General features: G+C 28.0%; 13 protein-coding genes. All 13 read right to left on the minus strand.

Annotated features, from left to right (window positions below):
- Window positions 1-64: 64 nt before the first annotated feature.
- The 13 genes from CLPUN_RS01910 to CLPUN_RS01970 all read right to left on the minus strand — a co-directional run bounded on the left by CLPUN_RS01910 (window position 65) and on the right by CLPUN_RS01970 (window position 17338).
- Complete coding sequence (locus CLPUN_RS01910) at window positions 65-691, minus strand: YesL family protein (RefSeq protein ID WP_077845686.1); 627 nt, start codon at window positions 689-691, stop codon at window positions 65-67.
- 63 nt (window positions 692-754) lie between these two features.
- On the minus strand, window positions 755-1588 hold the full coding sequence (locus CLPUN_RS01915; RefSeq protein WP_077845687.1) for a carbohydrate ABC transporter permease: 834 nt from the start codon (window positions 1586-1588) through the stop codon (window positions 755-757).
- 33 nt (window positions 1589-1621) lie between these two features.
- Window positions 1622-2554, minus strand: a complete 933-nt coding sequence (locus tag CLPUN_RS01920) for a carbohydrate ABC transporter permease (RefSeq protein ID WP_077845688.1) — start codon at window positions 2552-2554, stop codon at window positions 1622-1624.
- 183 nt (window positions 2555-2737) lie between these two features.
- Entirely contained in the window at window positions 2738-4042 is a 1305-nt protein-coding gene (locus CLPUN_RS01925) for an ABC transporter substrate-binding protein (protein WP_077845689.1), read from the minus strand.
- A gap of 330 nt (window positions 4043-4372) precedes the next feature.
- Entirely contained in the window at window positions 4373-5983 is a 1611-nt protein-coding gene (locus tag CLPUN_RS01930; RefSeq protein WP_077845690.1) for an AraC family transcriptional regulator, read from the minus strand.
- 47 nt (window positions 5984-6030) lie between these two features.
- On the minus strand, window positions 6031-7815 hold the full coding sequence (locus tag CLPUN_RS01935; protein ID WP_158078673.1) for a sensor histidine kinase: 1785 nt from the start codon (window positions 7813-7815) through the stop codon (window positions 6031-6033).
- A 103-nt stretch (window positions 7816-7918) separates the two neighbouring features.
- Window positions 7919-9943, minus strand: a complete 2025-nt coding sequence (locus CLPUN_RS01940) for an alginate lyase family protein (protein WP_077845692.1) — start codon at window positions 9941-9943, stop codon at window positions 7919-7921.
- Between the two features lie 324 nt (window positions 9944-10267).
- On the minus strand, window positions 10268-11401 hold the full coding sequence (locus CLPUN_RS01945) for a glycoside hydrolase family 88 protein (RefSeq protein WP_077845693.1): 1134 nt from the start codon (window positions 11399-11401) through the stop codon (window positions 10268-10270).
- A gap of 52 nt (window positions 11402-11453) precedes the next feature.
- A complete protein-coding gene (locus CLPUN_RS01950; RefSeq protein WP_077845694.1) occupies window positions 11454-13163 on the minus strand; it encodes a heparinase II/III domain-containing protein in 1710 nt (569 codons plus the stop codon).
- Window positions 13164-13623: 460 nt separating this feature from the next.
- Window positions 13624-14262, minus strand: coding sequence for a lactate utilization protein (locus tag CLPUN_RS01955; RefSeq protein WP_077845695.1), 639 nt, complete (start codon window positions 14260-14262; stop codon window positions 13624-13626).
- Window positions 14263-14608: 346 nt separating this feature from the next.
- The gene (locus tag CLPUN_RS01960) at window positions 14609-15232 is read right to left on the minus strand and encodes a bifunctional 4-hydroxy-2-oxoglutarate aldolase/2-dehydro-3-deoxy-phosphogluconate aldolase (RefSeq protein WP_077845696.1); all 624 of its coding nucleotides are present in this window, start codon (window positions 15230-15232) and stop codon (window positions 14609-14611) included.
- A 205-nt stretch (window positions 15233-15437) separates the two neighbouring features.
- Window positions 15438-16385, minus strand: coding sequence for a PfkB family carbohydrate kinase (locus CLPUN_RS01965; RefSeq protein ID WP_077845743.1), 948 nt, complete (start codon window positions 16383-16385; stop codon window positions 15438-15440).
- Between the two features lie 314 nt (window positions 16386-16699).
- Entirely contained in the window at window positions 16700-17338 is a 639-nt protein-coding gene (locus tag CLPUN_RS01970) for an RpiB/LacA/LacB family sugar-phosphate isomerase (protein ID WP_077845697.1), read from the minus strand.
- Between the last annotated feature and the right edge of the window lie 6 nt (window positions 17339-17344).

A 17344-nucleotide genomic window follows, 5' to 3' on the forward strand; every position in this document is an offset into this window, starting at 1 on the left:
TTTTATGAAATTTATTTTATTTTTAAGAAATCTATTAATAAAATTCTAATTTTCATTTACTTATTCATACTTCTTCTAAATAAGGGGTACATTTCTTAAATATTATTTTAAATAAATATGAATTAATATATGCAAAAAAAGCAAATCCAACAAAGATCATAAATAAAATTGTAAAAGGGAACACTACAGTTACAAATATAAATATTAAGCTAATTAATATAATCATTAAACTATAAGGTAAATATTTAATAGAAATTATAAAAGCATATTTAATTGATTCTTTAATTGTTTTCTTAAAATTTGACAAAATAGGAAAAATATAAATTTCAGTGGGTAAAAATAGAAACAAAATAAATAAAATAATACTCATTGGAATATAGCCTGCAATAGATTTATATTTTATCCAAAAGGTTAGATTTACTCCAATTATAAAAAACACAAATAAAATAATAATCCAAATAATTGTTGCTTTTTTTAAATTTTCTTTAAAGGCTTTAAAGAATCCCTTAAATAAATAACCTTCTTCTTCATTAACAAGTTTTAAGGTTACTTCATATAAAGCAGTCGTTGAAGCTCCAATAGTTATAATTGGAAGACTGCAAATTATCCAAAGAAAGTTTAAAATCATTAAATCTGAAATTCTCCCCATAAAGCGGAATAATAAATTATCTACATTAAATAATCTATTCATATTAAAGTAAGCCTCCCTTTTTGTCTTTGTTTAGGATAGGGTAAAACTTATGTAGCTTTACCACTAACCTTTTATTCCTGTTGCTGCAACACCTTCTACAAAGAATCTTTGTAATGATAAAAATATGATAAGTACTGGAATCAATGCTAATAATGAAGCTGCCATTATTAATGAATATTCTGCTGAATATTGAGAAATAAACATTCTAAGTCCAATTTGTATAGTTTTCAATTTTTCAGAATTAATATAAATTAATGGCCCCATAAAATCGTTCCATACACCTACAAATGTAAATATTGTTAATGTAGATAATGCTGGTTTTGCAAGTGGTAACATTATGCTTCTATAAATTTTATATTCACTATACCCGTCAATTCTAGCTGCTTCAATTAATGAATTTGGTATTGACATATAAAATTGCCTTATTAAGAATACACCAAAAGCTGAAAAAGCTTGCAGTAAAATTAATGATAAATGGGTATCATTTAAGTGTAATCCTCTCATCATTATAAATTGTGGTACCATATATACTTGCCAAGGTATAGCTATAGTTGCAATATAAGATAAGAATAAAACATCCTTAAATTTAAAGTCTAATTTTGAAAATGCATATGCCGCAAAACTACTAGTAAACAATTGTAAAAAGGTAATAATAACGGTTAATTTTGTAGTATTAAAAATGAAAGTTGCCAATGGAATCTTAGTCCATATGTCCACATAGTTCTGCCAAACTGGCTTACTTGGTATCCATTCAAAAGGGTATTTAAAAACATCTTTATTTAATTGTAATGACGCAGATAACATCCATACAAAAGGTACTAACATTAGTATAGTAAGTGCTATGAGCATTATATATACTAAAATTTTTGAGATCAATTCTTTTTTCTTTTTATTCATTATAAGCTGGCCTCCTGTTCTTCTATAATTTTATTACATATAACTAACCCATTTTTTCTCTGCTCTAAATTGGAATATAGTAATTATTAATACAATTGCAAATAATACCATAGAAATTGCACTAGAATATCCATAGGCAAATTCTTTAAAAGCAGTGTTATAGATGTGTGTTACTAAAACCATTGTAGAACGTCCTGGTCCGCCTTGAGTCATCATATAAACCAGATCAAATACTTTAAAACAAGAAATTGTAAGCATAATACTAACAAAGAAGGTTGTTGGTGTTAACATAGGTAAAGTAACATTTTTAAATTTTTGCCATGCACTTGCTCCATCTAAACTTGCTGCTTCATATAAATCTGTTGGAATCCCTTGAAGAGCAGCTAAATATATAACCATATAATACCCCATGTTTTTCCAAACACTTACGAATATAATTACTGGCATTGCCCATGTTGTAGAAGATGTCCATCCTGGAGGATTCACAACCCCTATTGATGTTAAAAAACTATTTACAATACCCATTGTTGGATTAAAAATCATATTCCATACTACAGCTACAGCTACTAATGATGCTACGTACGGGAAAAAGAAAACTGTTCTAAAGAAATTTCTTGCAAAAATCTTTTTATTTAGTAATATCGCAATTCCAAGGGATGCTACTAGTGTAAGTGGCACAGTTCCAATAGAATAATATATTGTATTTACTATTGAAATTTGAAAGGTTGAATCTTTAAATAAATGCTTAAAATTATCTAATCCAGCAAAGGTGATAGCATTTGAACCGTCCCAATTAAGGAAAGCTAATGCAAGTGCAAAAATCATAGGTATTAATGTAAAAATTGCAAATCCCAGGAAATTAGGAAGTATAAAGGAATATGCAATCAGATTTTTTTTCAATTCTTTTTTTGACATTTTAGTAAATGTTTTTTTTTCTTTTATATCTATATCAGCTTTTATTTCCATAACAATTAGCTTAGCTTAAGCTAAGCATATCCCCCCTTTTTTGTGTAATATGTCTTTTGTTTAAAATTAAGTTCCTTTAATAAGAAAAATCTCAGTTAATTTTTAAAAGTATAATATCATCTTTGTTTTTAATTAAGGGGCCATGATTTTTGACCCCTCTATTTTATATTTGTATAGTATATTCTATTTTTCTAATTCTTCTGAAACACGTTTGCCCATTTCTTTTAATCCGTCATCAACATTAATACTTCCTGTCATAATAAGGTCATGTTCTTCATTTAATATAACTTCAATTGCTGCACTCTTTGCATTTACAGGCATTTCAAGATAAGTCTTTACAGTTTCTAAAGCTTTTTTACTCTCTTCATCTGTTGGAAATCCTTTTTGTGATGTAATTGTTTTTATAACATCATCACTTTTAATTGCAGGTATAGTTCCAGCTTTAGCTATTATAGCAGCCCCTTGTTCTCCAGTGAAAAATTTAACAAAATCCCAAGCTTTATCCTTCTTTGAAGATTTTGAATTAATTGCAAGGGATGTAATAGTACCTATTGTAGTTCCCGGTTTAACATCATCTGCATGAGGGTATTTTACAACTCCCCAATTCATATTAGCTGTACCTTTTTCTTTATCGGCCATAAGTTGTCCCATAAACCATGAACCCATCGGTAACATTGCAGTTTGATTATTTTCAAATACTCCTGAATAATGTATGCTTCCTGTTTTTAAAGATGCATAGTCCATCATTATCTTATCCTTTTGCATCCTTAAAGCCATTTCATAATATGGTTTTAGGAATGAATAATCTTTTTGAATTATTTGATTTTTACCATCTAATACAGCTGGTAATTGAACTGTTGATCTCCAAGTATGATCGTGAGTACCATAAATTCTATTTGTTCCATCTCCTGATGCAATTTTTTTAGCAAGTTCTTCATATTGAGCCCAAGTCATATCATTGGTAGGATATGCTATCTTTGCTTTATCAAAAACATCCTTGTTGTAATATAAAAGCCAAAAATCACTTCTAAATGGTAGTGCGTATAATTTATCCTTAACCTTCAACTGTTCTGCTGTTCCAGAATATGAATCTAACTTTACGCTGTCTTTTGAAATATAAGAATCAAGTGGCTCTAATTGATTTTTATTTACCATAGATGAATACCCTGGAGTATCTTTTACTGTAATAATATCGATATCATCTGATCCTCCTGATAGCATAACTGAAAGTTTATCTTGATATTCTGCTGATGAAATATCCAATAATTCAATATCAACATTAGAATTTTTAGCTTTATATTCATCAATTACAGGTTTTAAATATGCTGTTTTATCTTTATCCCATACTGCCATTTTTAAAGTGACTTTTCCAGAAGAATCAGTTCCTCCTTGAGCCTTATTATCTGAAGAACTATTTCCACATCCAATTAAAACTGTTGCAGTTAATGTAAAGGCTAAAACCATACTAATCAATTTTTTCATTTTCATTTTTCATTTCCCCTTGCTTTTAAATAAGTCATGTATTTGTTTACAAACTTATTATATCTAACACTCACCTGTATAAAAATAGACTTTTTTTCTATTTCATTCACTTTTTTGATAACCTTTTCATAGTGTATTTTCTTTATGAAAAAACATATACTTTTTTATTATTTTAATAACTATTTTACAATAAAATTTGTTTCTTAGACTTTGTAGTCTAAATTTACATTTTTCAATAGATTATTAAAGTTAAAAAACACAGGTTTTCTTTAAATATAAAAGCTGCAGCTCTATTACTACATAATAGAATTTGCAGCTATTTAAATAATAAATAAATCAAGCTTGTTTTTGTGTATACTCCTTAGGTGAATATCCTGTAACTTTTTTAAATACTTTACTAAAATAAAAGGCACTTTCAAAACCAAGCATATCTGAAACCTCATATACTTTATAATTTTCTTTTAACAATAACTCCTTTGCTTTATTAATTTTCATATGTGTAATGTACTCTGAAAAACCTATATCACAATATTTTTTAAATAATGCACTTAAGTAACTTGGACTAATACTATATAAGGATGCAATTTCATTTAATGATAATTTATCTTCCAAATGCTCATTAATATATTTTTTAACATGATTTATTATGTTATGCTTATAATCCTTTTTGCGTTCTTCTAAATATTCACATAACTTATCCCTAAGTAATGCAACCCAGCAATTTATTTGTTCAACATTCTTTTTTGCATATATACTTTTATATCCATCTATTTCATTAGAAAATATTTCACTAATACAATTTTCCCCATATGGTAATAAATTTAAGCAAAGATATAAAATGTTACAGGCACAATCAATAGCTTGTAAATACTTAGTAGGCTGTTCATTAAACACCTTTATAATTTGTGAAAATATTCTATAAATTTCTTCTGTATCATATTCCTCAAAGGCTTTCACTAGATCTTCCTTAAAAAATGATATATCAAAAGTCTCTTCTACATAACTAGTTTTCTTTAAATCACAATAAAAGGATATCCTTTCTTCATTATCACTTGAATTAAAGCAATGCCTTGCTTCCTCAAAGGAAGCATCTATAGATTTTAATTTATCATAAGAATTTCCTATTCCTATTTTTATTTGTACATTAAAATACTTGCATATCATCAAAGAAACTTTTTCAAGTGATGTAGATACTACTTTATTAATATTTTCTATTTGATCCTTTTCAAAGCAACAAATAATTACAAAGTGCTTATAATCAAGAGAAATAATAAAACATTTTAAATACTTTACTGCAATTTCTCTTACCATATTTAATGTACAGATATATTGATTTAAAATTTGTTCATTAGATAAGGTATCTTCATTATTACCGCTTATTTCACAAAAACAAGCTAAAAATCTATCTCCTGCCAAATCTAATTTTAAATCATTTAGTTGCATATTTATCTGTTCTTCGTTTTCAAATAAATTATATAATAATTTTACAAAAAACTTTTCTTCAAAAATATGCGCCATAGAATCGCCTTTAGGTACATTCTGCAAATTTTCCTTTTGCTCATAGTTCTTTTTAACTTTAATTAATACTTTTTCTATAGATTCTTTTAAAAGATTTGCATCTAATTCTAATTTAATTAAATAATCTATTACATTATACTTTATGGCTCTTTTAGCAAGTTCAAATTCTTCATAACTTGTTAAAATTATAAAGATAGGAGGTTTTTCAAAATTATCCATGCAGTACTTAGTTAATTCTAATCCATCCATAATTGGCATTTTAATATCAGTTATTACAATGTCAGGCATGTTACTTTCTATTACATCAAGAGCTTGTTTACCATTAGCTGCAGAGCCAATGACTTCAATTTCATAATCTACCCAATTTAACATAGACTTTACACCAATTTGAACTAACGGTTCATCGTCAACAATTAATAATTTATACATAAACATTATCTCCTTTTTGTAAAGTAGTTCCTTTGCTCTCCTAACTCCTATTGATAAGGAATTGTAATTATCATATTTGTATATTCATTAATTTCGCTCTTAATATTTAATCCATATTCATTTCCAAAGGTTAATTTAATTCTTTCATTTACATTACTAACGCCAATATTATTAAAAGAAGTTTTACTAGTAGTTTCCTTTGAAGTAAGCAATTCTTTAATTTTATCTTCATTAATTCCAACACCATTATCTATAATTTCAATATTAATTATATTTTTCTGAGTGCTGCTAATATTAATATCAATAATTCCTTCAATTGCCTTAGGTTCAATTCCATGAAAGATTGCATTTTCAACTATTGGCTGTAGTGTAAATTTAATAATATGGCAATCATATAAATCTTCTGACCTAATATTATAATTTACAGTAATAATTCCTCCATACCTATATTGTTGAATTGTTATATAATCCTTTAGTAAATCTAGTTCCTCTTTTATTGTAATTAATTGACTAGTTCCTTTAGCAATATTCCTTAATAATCTGGCAAGAGACGTTGTCATTTCTGGTATTCCAGATGCATTTTGTATTGTTGCCATCCACTTAATTGAATTTAAAGTGTTGTAGAGGAAATGTGGATTTATTTGACTTTGAAGCATTTTAAACTCTAATTCCTTTTTTTGCTTTTCATCTGCAACTCTTGATTCTATAAGATCTAAAACATCTTGTGATAAAATATTAATTCCTTTGCCTATAGCTCCAATTTCATCTGAACTTTCTATTGAAGGATTTTTTGAAAAATCACCAGCTGAAATCTCAAAAATTTTTTTATTAATTTTCCTAATAGGTTTATTAATCATTCTATTAAAGGTATATGTTAATATAAAACCAAGTGAAAGCAGTAATCCTATAATAAATAAAAATAAAGGAAAATATGCCTCTTTTTGAAATATAAGCTGCTCACTAGATAGGCTTTGCGCAATATACCAGCCTTTTAAATTAGAAGCGTAACAGACAATTGTTCTAGTTAATCCTTTTTCATCTTTTATTGTATAATATGTAATATCGTTATTATATTCAGCCGTATCACTTTTTATTATTGAGAATTTTGATGATATTTCTTTTAATTCTTTGTTTTTATATAAATAAATAATATCATTAATTATAATGTATAGCTCTGAATCTGCTTCTTGAATATAATTTTCCAAATAATTTGTTATAATACTTGTATTCACTGAAATATATACCCATCCATCCACAGAGGAATCAAAGGAACTATATACAGGTCGAATAATTGGTATTATAAGTGAATTACCTTTAGATTGAAATGGATCTTTTTTTAAACCAATCCATTTAAAATCTTTAGCTTGTATTAATTCCTCAAAATAAGGTAACTGTCTGCTTGTTTTCCCATCTGTAAGAAACCCTTCACTGGAACCATCTAAGTTTTGCAATAAAGCATTTTTAGGATTGCTTATTATTAATCGTCCAACAAAATTACTAGCTCTTGAATTAAGCAGTTCTTCTTGAAGTCTATAATATGTATTTAGTGTTTCAGTACTGGAAATATGATTGGGTGCATTTGAAACATAAGAAGAAATTTGAGTATTAGTGCTACACCACTTAGCTAAATTTTCAATATTATCTATATTATTTTCAATATTTTTCATAACTAATTGAAGATTAGAACCTGTTGATTGGATTAGATTTTTTCGTAATAAATATTGAAAGGTAGAAAAACAAAAATAAGATATTAATATGGTTGTCATAATTGTTGATGTCATTATGATTATAGTCATACGAGTTTTTATTGTCTTTGGAAAAAATCTCTTCATATCACCCATTGTATACCTTTACTTTCACTAAAATTTCTTAGCATTGCTGCTAAAAAATTTTTAATCTGCAGCAATGCTAACATTTATTATATTAAATATTAAATTACCATACAAGGACTTTTCCTATTCTCTTCTCACCTTTTCCATTGTTAAATACAACCACTTGTCCAAAACCTATGCAGTTATTGGCTTTAAAACTATCTGTTGGAGATGCATAATCTTGATGAGCAAATACTGCCGTATAACTTCTTTCTCCCTTTGTAATTTTAATAGCTTCAATTAATTTATCTTCAAAAATTATATTTTTAAAATTAGAATATACTGGTACTTTTTCTATATTAATGCTTTCTGTTTTATCTAATTCATTTGTTGATATGACTGTTATTACTGCTGCAAAACCATTTGCTGAAAGCTCAGTTTTTATTGCTTTATTTTCCTCAAATTCATTGTAATGTTTTGAATATTTTGAAGCAACAATTTCTTTTGTTAAACCATCTGATATGAAGCAAAGTTCTACTTTATTTTTATCACTTGTATACGTTACTTTTCCATCTTTTTCTTCATCAACCTTGCCTTCATTATTAAAGTGGAAATATTGATTATATTTGTGAGCTGAATTTCCATAGAATTCATCAACTATTATATAAATATCTGGTTTAATATATAAAATACGACGATTTATATAGACACTTCCCATGTCTATATCATAATAACCTAAATTTCCCCCCTCTAAATAATCATATTCTTCACTTGATATCATTTTTTGATTTATACCTCTTGCAAGCTTACTACATTCCCAAGAATCCTTGCAGACAATAAAATCTTTATCATCAACTGTTATTGTATTATGTGCTGATGGATCTTTAAATTCGTATCTCTCCGGTTTATCTACATAGGTATACCTTCCTGCATCAACTAATATATCCTCCCCATTAGAAAATAAATCAATATGAAGCTTATCAGAGTGTCCATGTCCTGCTCCCAGCGTTCCACAATGGAAATGGAAAAAGTTTTGTTTTTCACTCCAATCTGAATGAAGATAATAATTACCACTTTCTTTTAATTCAATAGCAGTTTTATGTGGCTCCACAGCTTCAAGATTAGAATATTCTTCACTAGCCTTAAAGCCTAAATCCCATATACAGTCAAAATCAAAAGCTTCATATCCTCCAAATTTAAGAACTGGATCTTTATATAAATACGCACCTTTTGAAATTATATCTCTTACATCTATATCATCACTGTCTCCCATTAGAAGTTCAAAATGATTTGGTTTTTTGTGATACATACTTGCATAACACATTTTATAAAGATTTTCATCGATTATTTTAGGTAAAATTATATTATTTCTATCTGATAAAATCTTTACATCTAAATAACAATGAGTAACTTCATTGTGATACATAGGAGACTGCTCCCAATGAACTCCATCACCATAAACTTGTATTGTTATTTCTTCTTCCAAACGCTTAAGCGCTTCATTGCAATATTCTATAGTACGTGCTGTTTCCGGTAGCATAACACCAGCTATAAATAATCCATGGTTTTGAAGAACTCCCCAATTACTTACAAGTCTAAAGGTATCATAAATATCCATTAAATATTCAGCATGTTCAATTATAGATTTTTCAAAGATTTCGCAAACTTCATCTGTAAGTGCATGGCTTTCCTCAAAGTAGCAAAAAGCTTTTAACCAATATTCAAGACGTAAACCTGCTTCAATAGTACGCCAAGCAAGTTGATTTTTAGGATCTTCTAACCTAACATTTTTTACCCAGTGAGTCATTTGAGCTACAAAGGCTTCAGCATATTTCTCGTCACTAGTTAAAGCATAAGCTTGTCCAAGGCATATCCAAAAACGGTGTCTATTAAATTGATAAATCCATTCTGGATCATCTGCTGGTATATACATCCAATTTATTTCTTCTTCAAATATTTCAGGAATATGAGTTCTTTCCATATCCCAACGTAGTTCAAATAAAAATTTTTGATTCACAATATCATCGGCAACTTTTATAATTTTTTCAGCTTCTTCTAAGCAATTTGCTTTTACATATTCTGCAATCTTCTTTATATCATCAATAAAAAATTTCTTATTCTTTTGATTAAAAAACTCATACTTTGTCATACATTTTCACAACCTTATTAATTATTTTATAACACATTTATACCCAATTTCTAAATTAGACTACTGAAAATTGTCATTATTTTTCAAAAATCTTTTTCACCTTATGTAACTATATTCATTGTAATTAATATCTTTATATCACTTTTAGCTATGAAAAAATGAAACTCGACTCACTTTGTTCGCTGAGTAAGTTCCATGAACCAAATATAAAAGCTCCAAGGAGAAAGTTCGAAGAACGAAATGCAAGAATAAAGTTAAATTGCATGTGCAATTTAACTAAGTTCGAGGACCCAAATCATAGATTTGGACTCTCACTTATCTCACTTACCAAAATAATAGCTTTTCACCCTTTAATATTGAAATACCTTCTACAAAGAAATAATCTCCATATATTAGTGGTACATCTAAATTCTTTTGCTCTGGAAAATGTCCTGTACCATGTTTAATTAAACCTTCTTCCTCTATATTATTCATTGTTCCACATTCAAAATATAAATTTTTCAATATGCCTTCTCCTGCATTTAAATATAAAGCTTTTTCTACATCTTTCACACATTCTGATAAAAGTAATAATCCACATGCAGCTATTGCACCTGCTGAAGAATCTGGATATTTATATTTTTTAGCTTCTGTATCCTCTGGTACTCTAAAATCCCATACTGGATACTTTTCACCTTTAACATTAGCTATAAAATAATGAGCTGTTTTTTTAGCTGCATCTAATATTTCTTCATTTTTAGTATATTTATAAGAAAGAGTAAGTCCATAAACGGCCCATGCACAACCTCTTGCCCATGCGCTATTTTCAGCAAACCCTTGTCCACCGCATTTTTCTATCACTTCTCCTGTAGACGAATCAAATATTACCATATGTTGTACTGAACCATCTGGTCTTATAAAATGATTTAATACCATTTCTACATGTTTTTCTGCAACTTGCTTAAATCTAGCGTCTCCAATTTCTTCTGATGCCCAATATAATATAGGTAAATTCATTAAACAATCAATAATTACAACTCCACTATTATCTTTACGTCCACTCCAAGCATTCCATGCACGAATATAATTTCCCTTTGAATTAAACCTTGCCATTAGTAAATTAGCTGCAAGTAAAGCTCTTTTTCTCGCCTGCTTACTTTGGGTTATTTTATAATTAGCTAAACTTGATAATGTCCACATAAACCCTAAATCATGGTCTATTGCTTCAGTATCACTAAGCAAATGATTCATTTTTTCTTCGCAAGATTCTGCATTTTTTCTTAATTTTTCATCTTTATTTTCTAGATAAACTCTCCACAATATTCCTGGCCAAAATCCCGCTGTCCACCACTGTTCATTTTCTAATTGATATTTTTTATTTGGTGCTGAATGAGGAAAGTTACTTCCTATTCTCTCATTATTTAATTTAGTTTTTTCTTCTATAAATGCCCATGCTTCTTCTTTCCAGCTATTATACATTTTAATACCTCCTAAATAATCAATTATTAACTACCTTCAAATAATTAACTTTCTATCTTATTTCATAATAAAATTTAAATTCCGTAATCAATTCTTTATTTTCCTTATTTGTTATTAATCCAAGTCTATATATGATTACAACTTGATTATAATGATCAGTTACTTTTTCTTTTTCTATATAATAATCAAATATGTTGCAGTCATATTTGATTATTATATTTCCTTTTGTTCCTTTCCAAATAATCTCTCCATTTTTAATAAGCTCTGGTTTTATATAGCTTATAAAACCTTCATTTACTTTAGTTGTAGCTTTACCAAAAATTGAATCTTCTATAGTCAACATTGTTTTATTATTTTCAAATCTTGCTTTTCTATAAAAGTTCTTTATTTTTGCAGCTGGGTAGACTTGAGACAATTCTAAATTAAATTCTATATAATTACTATTAATATCCTGTTTTACAATGGTGCTTTCTATAGCGCCTTCTTCTTGCTCACAATTATTTATAAATGGTACTGAATGCCAATATGATCTTGTGTGATTATAAGTATATCTTTCACTTCCAAAGTATCCTTTTGTATATGCTCCTGCCCCTAAATCCGTTAAGATTATTTCTCCATCTATAGCTGCAACAAAGCTTCCAACATCATTATGATTATGAGGTTCATGGTTGCTGCCTCCCTTTATAGCAAAAAACAACTTATCTTTTCTATGAACCATCCATTTAGCATCTTGAAAATAAATAGAACAGTTTTCTAATTCCTTATTTAATATTTCTCCACTTGTCCACCATAAATTTCTGCTTACATGGCCCCATCTATAACAATGATCAAAGTCAAAAGGACTAATTTTTTCTATTAATGGCACTTTTATCTTGAATTTATTCTGCAAATATGATAGTAATCCAGATGGTAAAGTAATATTAGGTGGCACATCAGAAAAAGGTAAAAATACTTTTTCTGAAATTTGAATACTCTGTGGAAAATTTGCTATAGCTTCAGTTTTACTACTTTCTTCTTTATTATCTTGTAAATATATTTCATTTTTCAATGCTTTATAGTATATATAATATCCAAAGCCATAAGACCAGTAGCCTATACCCTCCAAAGTTACTCCATCATCACCAAAACCACTAATATAGCATTCTAAGGCTCTTTCAACCTTATTTAATATTAATTTTTGCTTTTCTTCCTTTTCCATAAGCAAAGCAGTTATTCCAATACATCCACCACAAACTGCACTCCAATTATGAGTAGCGCTTTCCCATTCCCAATTTTTATTTATAAAAGGATTTATAACTCTATCCTTAATTTGTTTCTTAATATGATTGCATAATAATAAATCTATTTTATTTTTATGAATAATTATAATTTCACTTAGAGTTTGTGCTGTTTCTGCTGAAAATAGATCTATTACCTTCGCTGGATTATCTCCAAAAGTGTCTTCTCCATATTGTAAATGTGCAGCCAAGCACCAGCTGAATTCATTAGATATTGTCCATAAAAGTTCTTGAAAATAATCTATAGCATCTTTTGAATTATTCCATTGTAAATACAATCCTAAAGCAGTTAATTGCTTTCTTCTTTCAAAATATGACTCTTCAAACTCTTTTCTGCTTCCACTTTTATAAAAATCTACATAAGTACTATAAGACACTTGTGGTATATTTCCCTTTATTATAACCTTTACATAAGCTTCAATTTGATCCATTAATGGTGCTCTAACAGTGTTCCGTCTTATTTCTTTATGAAAATATTCTTTCATGGTTAAATATTTCTCCCTCCTAAATTTTTAGAAAAATAATAACGCTCAACTTCATCTTATCACTATAATAAAATTTCCTTTACTTCTTATAATAATATTCAATAAAAGCTACATTACAATTTAATTCTATTCAAATACCAATTTAATATAAATAGACTTTCTTTTTATTTCCTTCACTTTTTGTTAATGTTAAAGTAAACATTTTCATAAAACCTTTAATTCTTTTAATAACATACACTTTCTTATGATTTCCTGTATTTTTTTATAAAGCATTATCAATTACATATAGTAAATATATAAGTATTAATTAATTTGCTATATTAAACTGCTTTAAAGTAACTAAATATATGTAATTTATTTATTGGAATTTATATTGCAAAAAGTAATTCTCATTAAATTAGTTAAGGTGTTTTAATTTTGTTTAACAATCAAAATTATAATATATAATAAAATAATATTTTTAAAATCCTAACTCCTCAGCAACCATAATAATAGTTATTCTTCCTGGTTCTTTACGTCCATTTTCTATTATTCCTGTGTAATTGCATACTGAAGCTTCTATTTCACATTCCATACACCTTCCAGTTTTAACACACGGAGTTTCATGTCTAACTCTTGTGGCATTCATTGGTGCAATTTTTTTTATTCTTTTAAAAGCTTCATCTAAATCATCAACTATCTTATTAGCTCCTGCTACTATAATTACTTTTTTAGGACCAATAATCATGGATGCAACTCTATTTCCTGATGCATCTGTATTAACTAGCTGTCCTTTCCTAGTTATCGCATTAGTACTTGAGATAAAGTAATCAGAGAGCAATGATTGCCTATAAATTTCATAAATCTCTTCATATGGTTTAGGCTGAAATCTATCAAAAAATTTATACTTTTCACTTCTAAATTCTTCTGTCATGTTCATAGCTCCAAGAGTTTCTGATCCACCTACAGATATGCTCGCTCCCTCTGGTATTAAACTTAAAATTTTCTTTTTGGCTTCTTCCTTATCTTCAGCATAATAACTTACATAACCCTTTTCACTTAATACTTCTACCATTTCTTTAGCTATTAATTGATATTTCATTTTTTTATATTTATTCATATTATTAACACTCCCATATTATATACTTTAAATTTAAATGTTCATAGCTACATATTTATTTACGTCCATATTTATATATATTTTTAATGTGCATAGTTACCATTCATTAAAATAACAAAAAACTAAATTTATTAATTTCTTAAATCAAGTATATTTTAATAAGAATTATTATTTAAAATATCTACTTTAACTTATTCATTAATTTCCTTTAGTTTTTAATATAGCAAATAATTAGAACTTATATATTTTATATTTTTAAAATTCTTGGTTGTGGTTAATAAGTTCTATATTATGTTTTGCACTCTTTTATATGTGTTTAAGTTCTTAATTGCGCTTCGCGCTTTTTTTAGAAGTGTACATTTTTAATAACTTCACTGCAATATTCTTTTACACCTACAGTTCCATTACTTTTATACACTTTATTTAAATCGCTGCCGATACCGCTGCAATCAGCTCCATTTTGTATCCATTCACCTATATTATCTTTATTTACTCCACCTGTAGGCATTATATTAATATCTGGGAATATAGATTTTGCAGCTCCTATAAATCCTTTTCCAACAACGTTTCCTGGGAATACTTTTATAAACCTTACCCCCATCTTATATACTTTATTTAATTCTGACATTGTCATAAGTCCTGGAATTATTAATGCTTTTCTTTGATTTGCATAACTTATTATTTCTTCATCAATGCATGGTGAAACAATAAAGTCAGCATTATTTTCAATACATTCATCTACAGCATCTCTGGTTAAAACAGTTCCAGCTCCAACACACGCATCTTTATATTCATTCTTTAATTCCTTTATTAACTTTGGTGCATTTGGAACACTCATAGTTACTTCTATAATATTCATTCCACCTTCAATAGCTGCTATACTGATTTCTCTTGCGTCTTCATAGGTTTTAGTTCTAATAACAGCTACTGCTTTTTCTTTTTTTAAAATATCATAAACTTTTTTAAACATTTTTAAACCTCATTTATTATATATATTTTTTTAATAACTTAATTTTCATCCAGCCTCCTATTTTATCACAAATGAATAAATAATTTGGATTTTGAATGTTCAAAAGTTTTTAGTTGTGCTTAATAAGTTTCTTATAACGCTTCTCACTTTTTATATGTGAAAATATTTTACTTTCACTTCATGCTTTTTATATATATGTGCAATTTTAACGCTCTACTTTTTTAGCTTGTCCTAAATGTACCAAAACATCATCATAATAAGGTAATCCTTCATTATCACCTTCAACACCAACTACTAATGAACCAACTGCATTTGCAAATCTAACGCATTCTTCTAAACTTTTACCTTTAACCAATTCAGTTAAAAAGCCTGCAGCAAATCCATCTCCAGCACCTACTGTATCTACTAAAGCTTTTGGTTTTATAGCCTCTACTTCATAAACATTTTTACCATCTGAACCTAAAGCTCCTTTAGCGCCTTTTTTAACAACAACTTTTTCTATTCCATAGCCATGGAAGGTTTCTATTGCAGCTTCTATAGTTGTTTCTCCCAGTAAAATTTCTATTTCTTCATCACCGATTAAAATAACATTAACATCTGGTAATATTTTTTCTATATATGATTTTGCTTCTTCTTTAGTCCACATTTTTAATCTTATATTTGGATCAAAAGATACGGTTAAATTATGTTTTTTCGCTAATTTTACTGCTTCTAGTATAATATCTTGATTGTTTTTAGTTATTGATGGAAATACTCCTGTAATATGAAGTATTTTTGCCTCTTTAAAATAATCTTCATTTAAATCTTTACACTTCATTGTACTTGTTGGAGATTTTTCTCTATAATAAAATGATCTACTAGATCCATCAGCTAAAACTTCTCTGAAATATACTGAAGTTGGGTATCCATCTACAAATTTAACTTCTGAAGTATCAATACCTTCTCCTCTAACTGTTTTTAAAATATACTTTCCAAAATCATCATTACCAAGTCTACTTATCCATCCAGCTTTCAACCCTAATCTTGAACAACCTATTGCAACATTTAATTCTGCTCCACCAATTTTTCTTTCAAAAGTATCTGAAAAAATAATTGGTCCTTTTTTTACTGGACACATTGCAATCATTGCATCTCCTATAGTAATTACGTCCATGAATAAAACACCACTTTCCATTTTTTCTTTATCCGATAGCTAGCATCCGTAATCCTCCACTTCTTTAAATGGGAGATGACGGCTGCACGCTCCTGGATAAGTTCAACTAAAATTCAGATGGAGTTTACTCATCTGAATCAAGTTTCACTTTATTTTTAGCCTTATCAAGTATATAGAGATAGAACTTAAAATTTATACTTGATAAGGCTATAATTAAATTTTTCAATTATGGTTAATTTCGAAATTAATATATATAATTAAGGAATACTATCATCGTATATAGTTAATAAAATTATATACTAACTATAATTTCATTATTCTACTATACTTTTAATGTAAGCTTCTATTTCTTTGCACTTACAATTATTAAAGAAATATTCTTTGAATTTTTCTCCGCTTACAGCTCCCTTTAATAACTCTTGGTCTATTTCTTTTAAAATTGTTACCATATCTTTATGAGTTACTTTTTTAACTTCATCTAGTATTTTCTTGTTTCTTTGTTCTGGAATAACTCTGTCTTTTGGATATCCTTGTCCACTTTCACCTTGGAATAACTTTTCAAAAATGTATTCTAGATTTAATTCAGCTCCCCATCCAAAGCCTTTTGCAAAAGGTAATGCAATTGCATTTCCATCATTAATTTGTGCAAACATATAAGCATCTGAAGGATCTACTATATGACCGCATAATACTCCCGGGAATGAGTTAGCTGCAAGCATTGCACCTTCTCCAGTTCCACATCCAGTTATTACATAATCTGCTGCTCCTGAATTTAAAAGGATAGCAGCTAATATACCATTTTGAACATACGTTAATTGTGCTTCACCTTCTACGCCATACATTCCATAGTTAAATACTTCATGACCTTTTGGTTCTACTACTTTTTTTAATGATTCATATATCATTGGGTTTTTTGCAGCTTGACTGTTTTCATTTATTAAAGCAATTTTCATTTACTT

This window comes from Clostridium puniceum (assembly GCF_002006345.1).
GTDB classification, from domain to species: domain Bacteria; phylum Bacillota; class Clostridia; order Clostridiales; family Clostridiaceae; genus Clostridium; species Clostridium puniceum.

Coding starts and splice junctions, on each gene's coding strand:
- CLPUN_RS01930 (WP_077845690.1), bottom strand. CDS start 5,983: ATGTATAAATTATTAATTGTTGACGATGAACCGTTAGTTCAAATTGGT.
- CLPUN_RS01965 (WP_077845743.1), bottom strand. CDS start 16,385: ATGGACGTAATTACTATAGGAGATGCAATGATTGCAATGTGTCCAGTA.
- CLPUN_RS01925 (WP_077845689.1), bottom strand. CDS start 4,042: ATGAAAATGAAAAAATTGATTAGTATGGTTTTAGCCTTTACATTAACT.
- CLPUN_RS01935 (WP_158078673.1), bottom strand. CDS start 7,815: ATGAAGAGATTTTTTCCAAAGACAATAAAAACTCGTATGACTATAATC.
- CLPUN_RS01955 (WP_077845695.1), bottom strand. CDS start 14,262: ATGAATAAATATAAAAAAATGAAATATCAATTAATAGCTAAAGAAATG.
- CLPUN_RS01960 (WP_077845696.1), bottom strand. CDS start 15,232: ATGTTTAAAAAAGTTTATGATATTTTAAAAAAAGAAAAAGCAGTAGCT.
- CLPUN_RS01915 (WP_077845687.1), bottom strand. CDS start 1,588: ATGAATAAAAAGAAAAAAGAATTGATCTCAAAAATTTTAGTATATATA.
- CLPUN_RS01940 (WP_077845692.1), bottom strand. CDS start 9,943: ATGACAAAGTATGAGTTTTTTAATCAAAAGAATAAGAAATTTTTTATT.
- CLPUN_RS01945 (WP_077845693.1), bottom strand. CDS start 11,401: ATGTATAATAGCTGGAAAGAAGAAGCATGGGCATTTATAGAAGAAAAA.
- CLPUN_RS01910 (WP_077845686.1), bottom strand. CDS start 691: ATGAATAGATTATTTAATGTAGATAATTTATTATTCCGCTTTATGGGG.
- CLPUN_RS01970 (WP_077845697.1), bottom strand. CDS start 17,338: ATGAAAATTGCTTTAATAAATGAAAACAGTCAAGCTGCAAAAAACCCA.
- CLPUN_RS01920 (WP_077845688.1), bottom strand. CDS start 2,554: ATGGAAATAAAAGCTGATATAGATATAAAAGAAAAAAAAACATTTACT.
- CLPUN_RS01950 (WP_077845694.1), bottom strand. CDS start 13,163: ATGAAAGAATATTTTCATAAAGAAATAAGACGGAACACTGTTAGAGCA.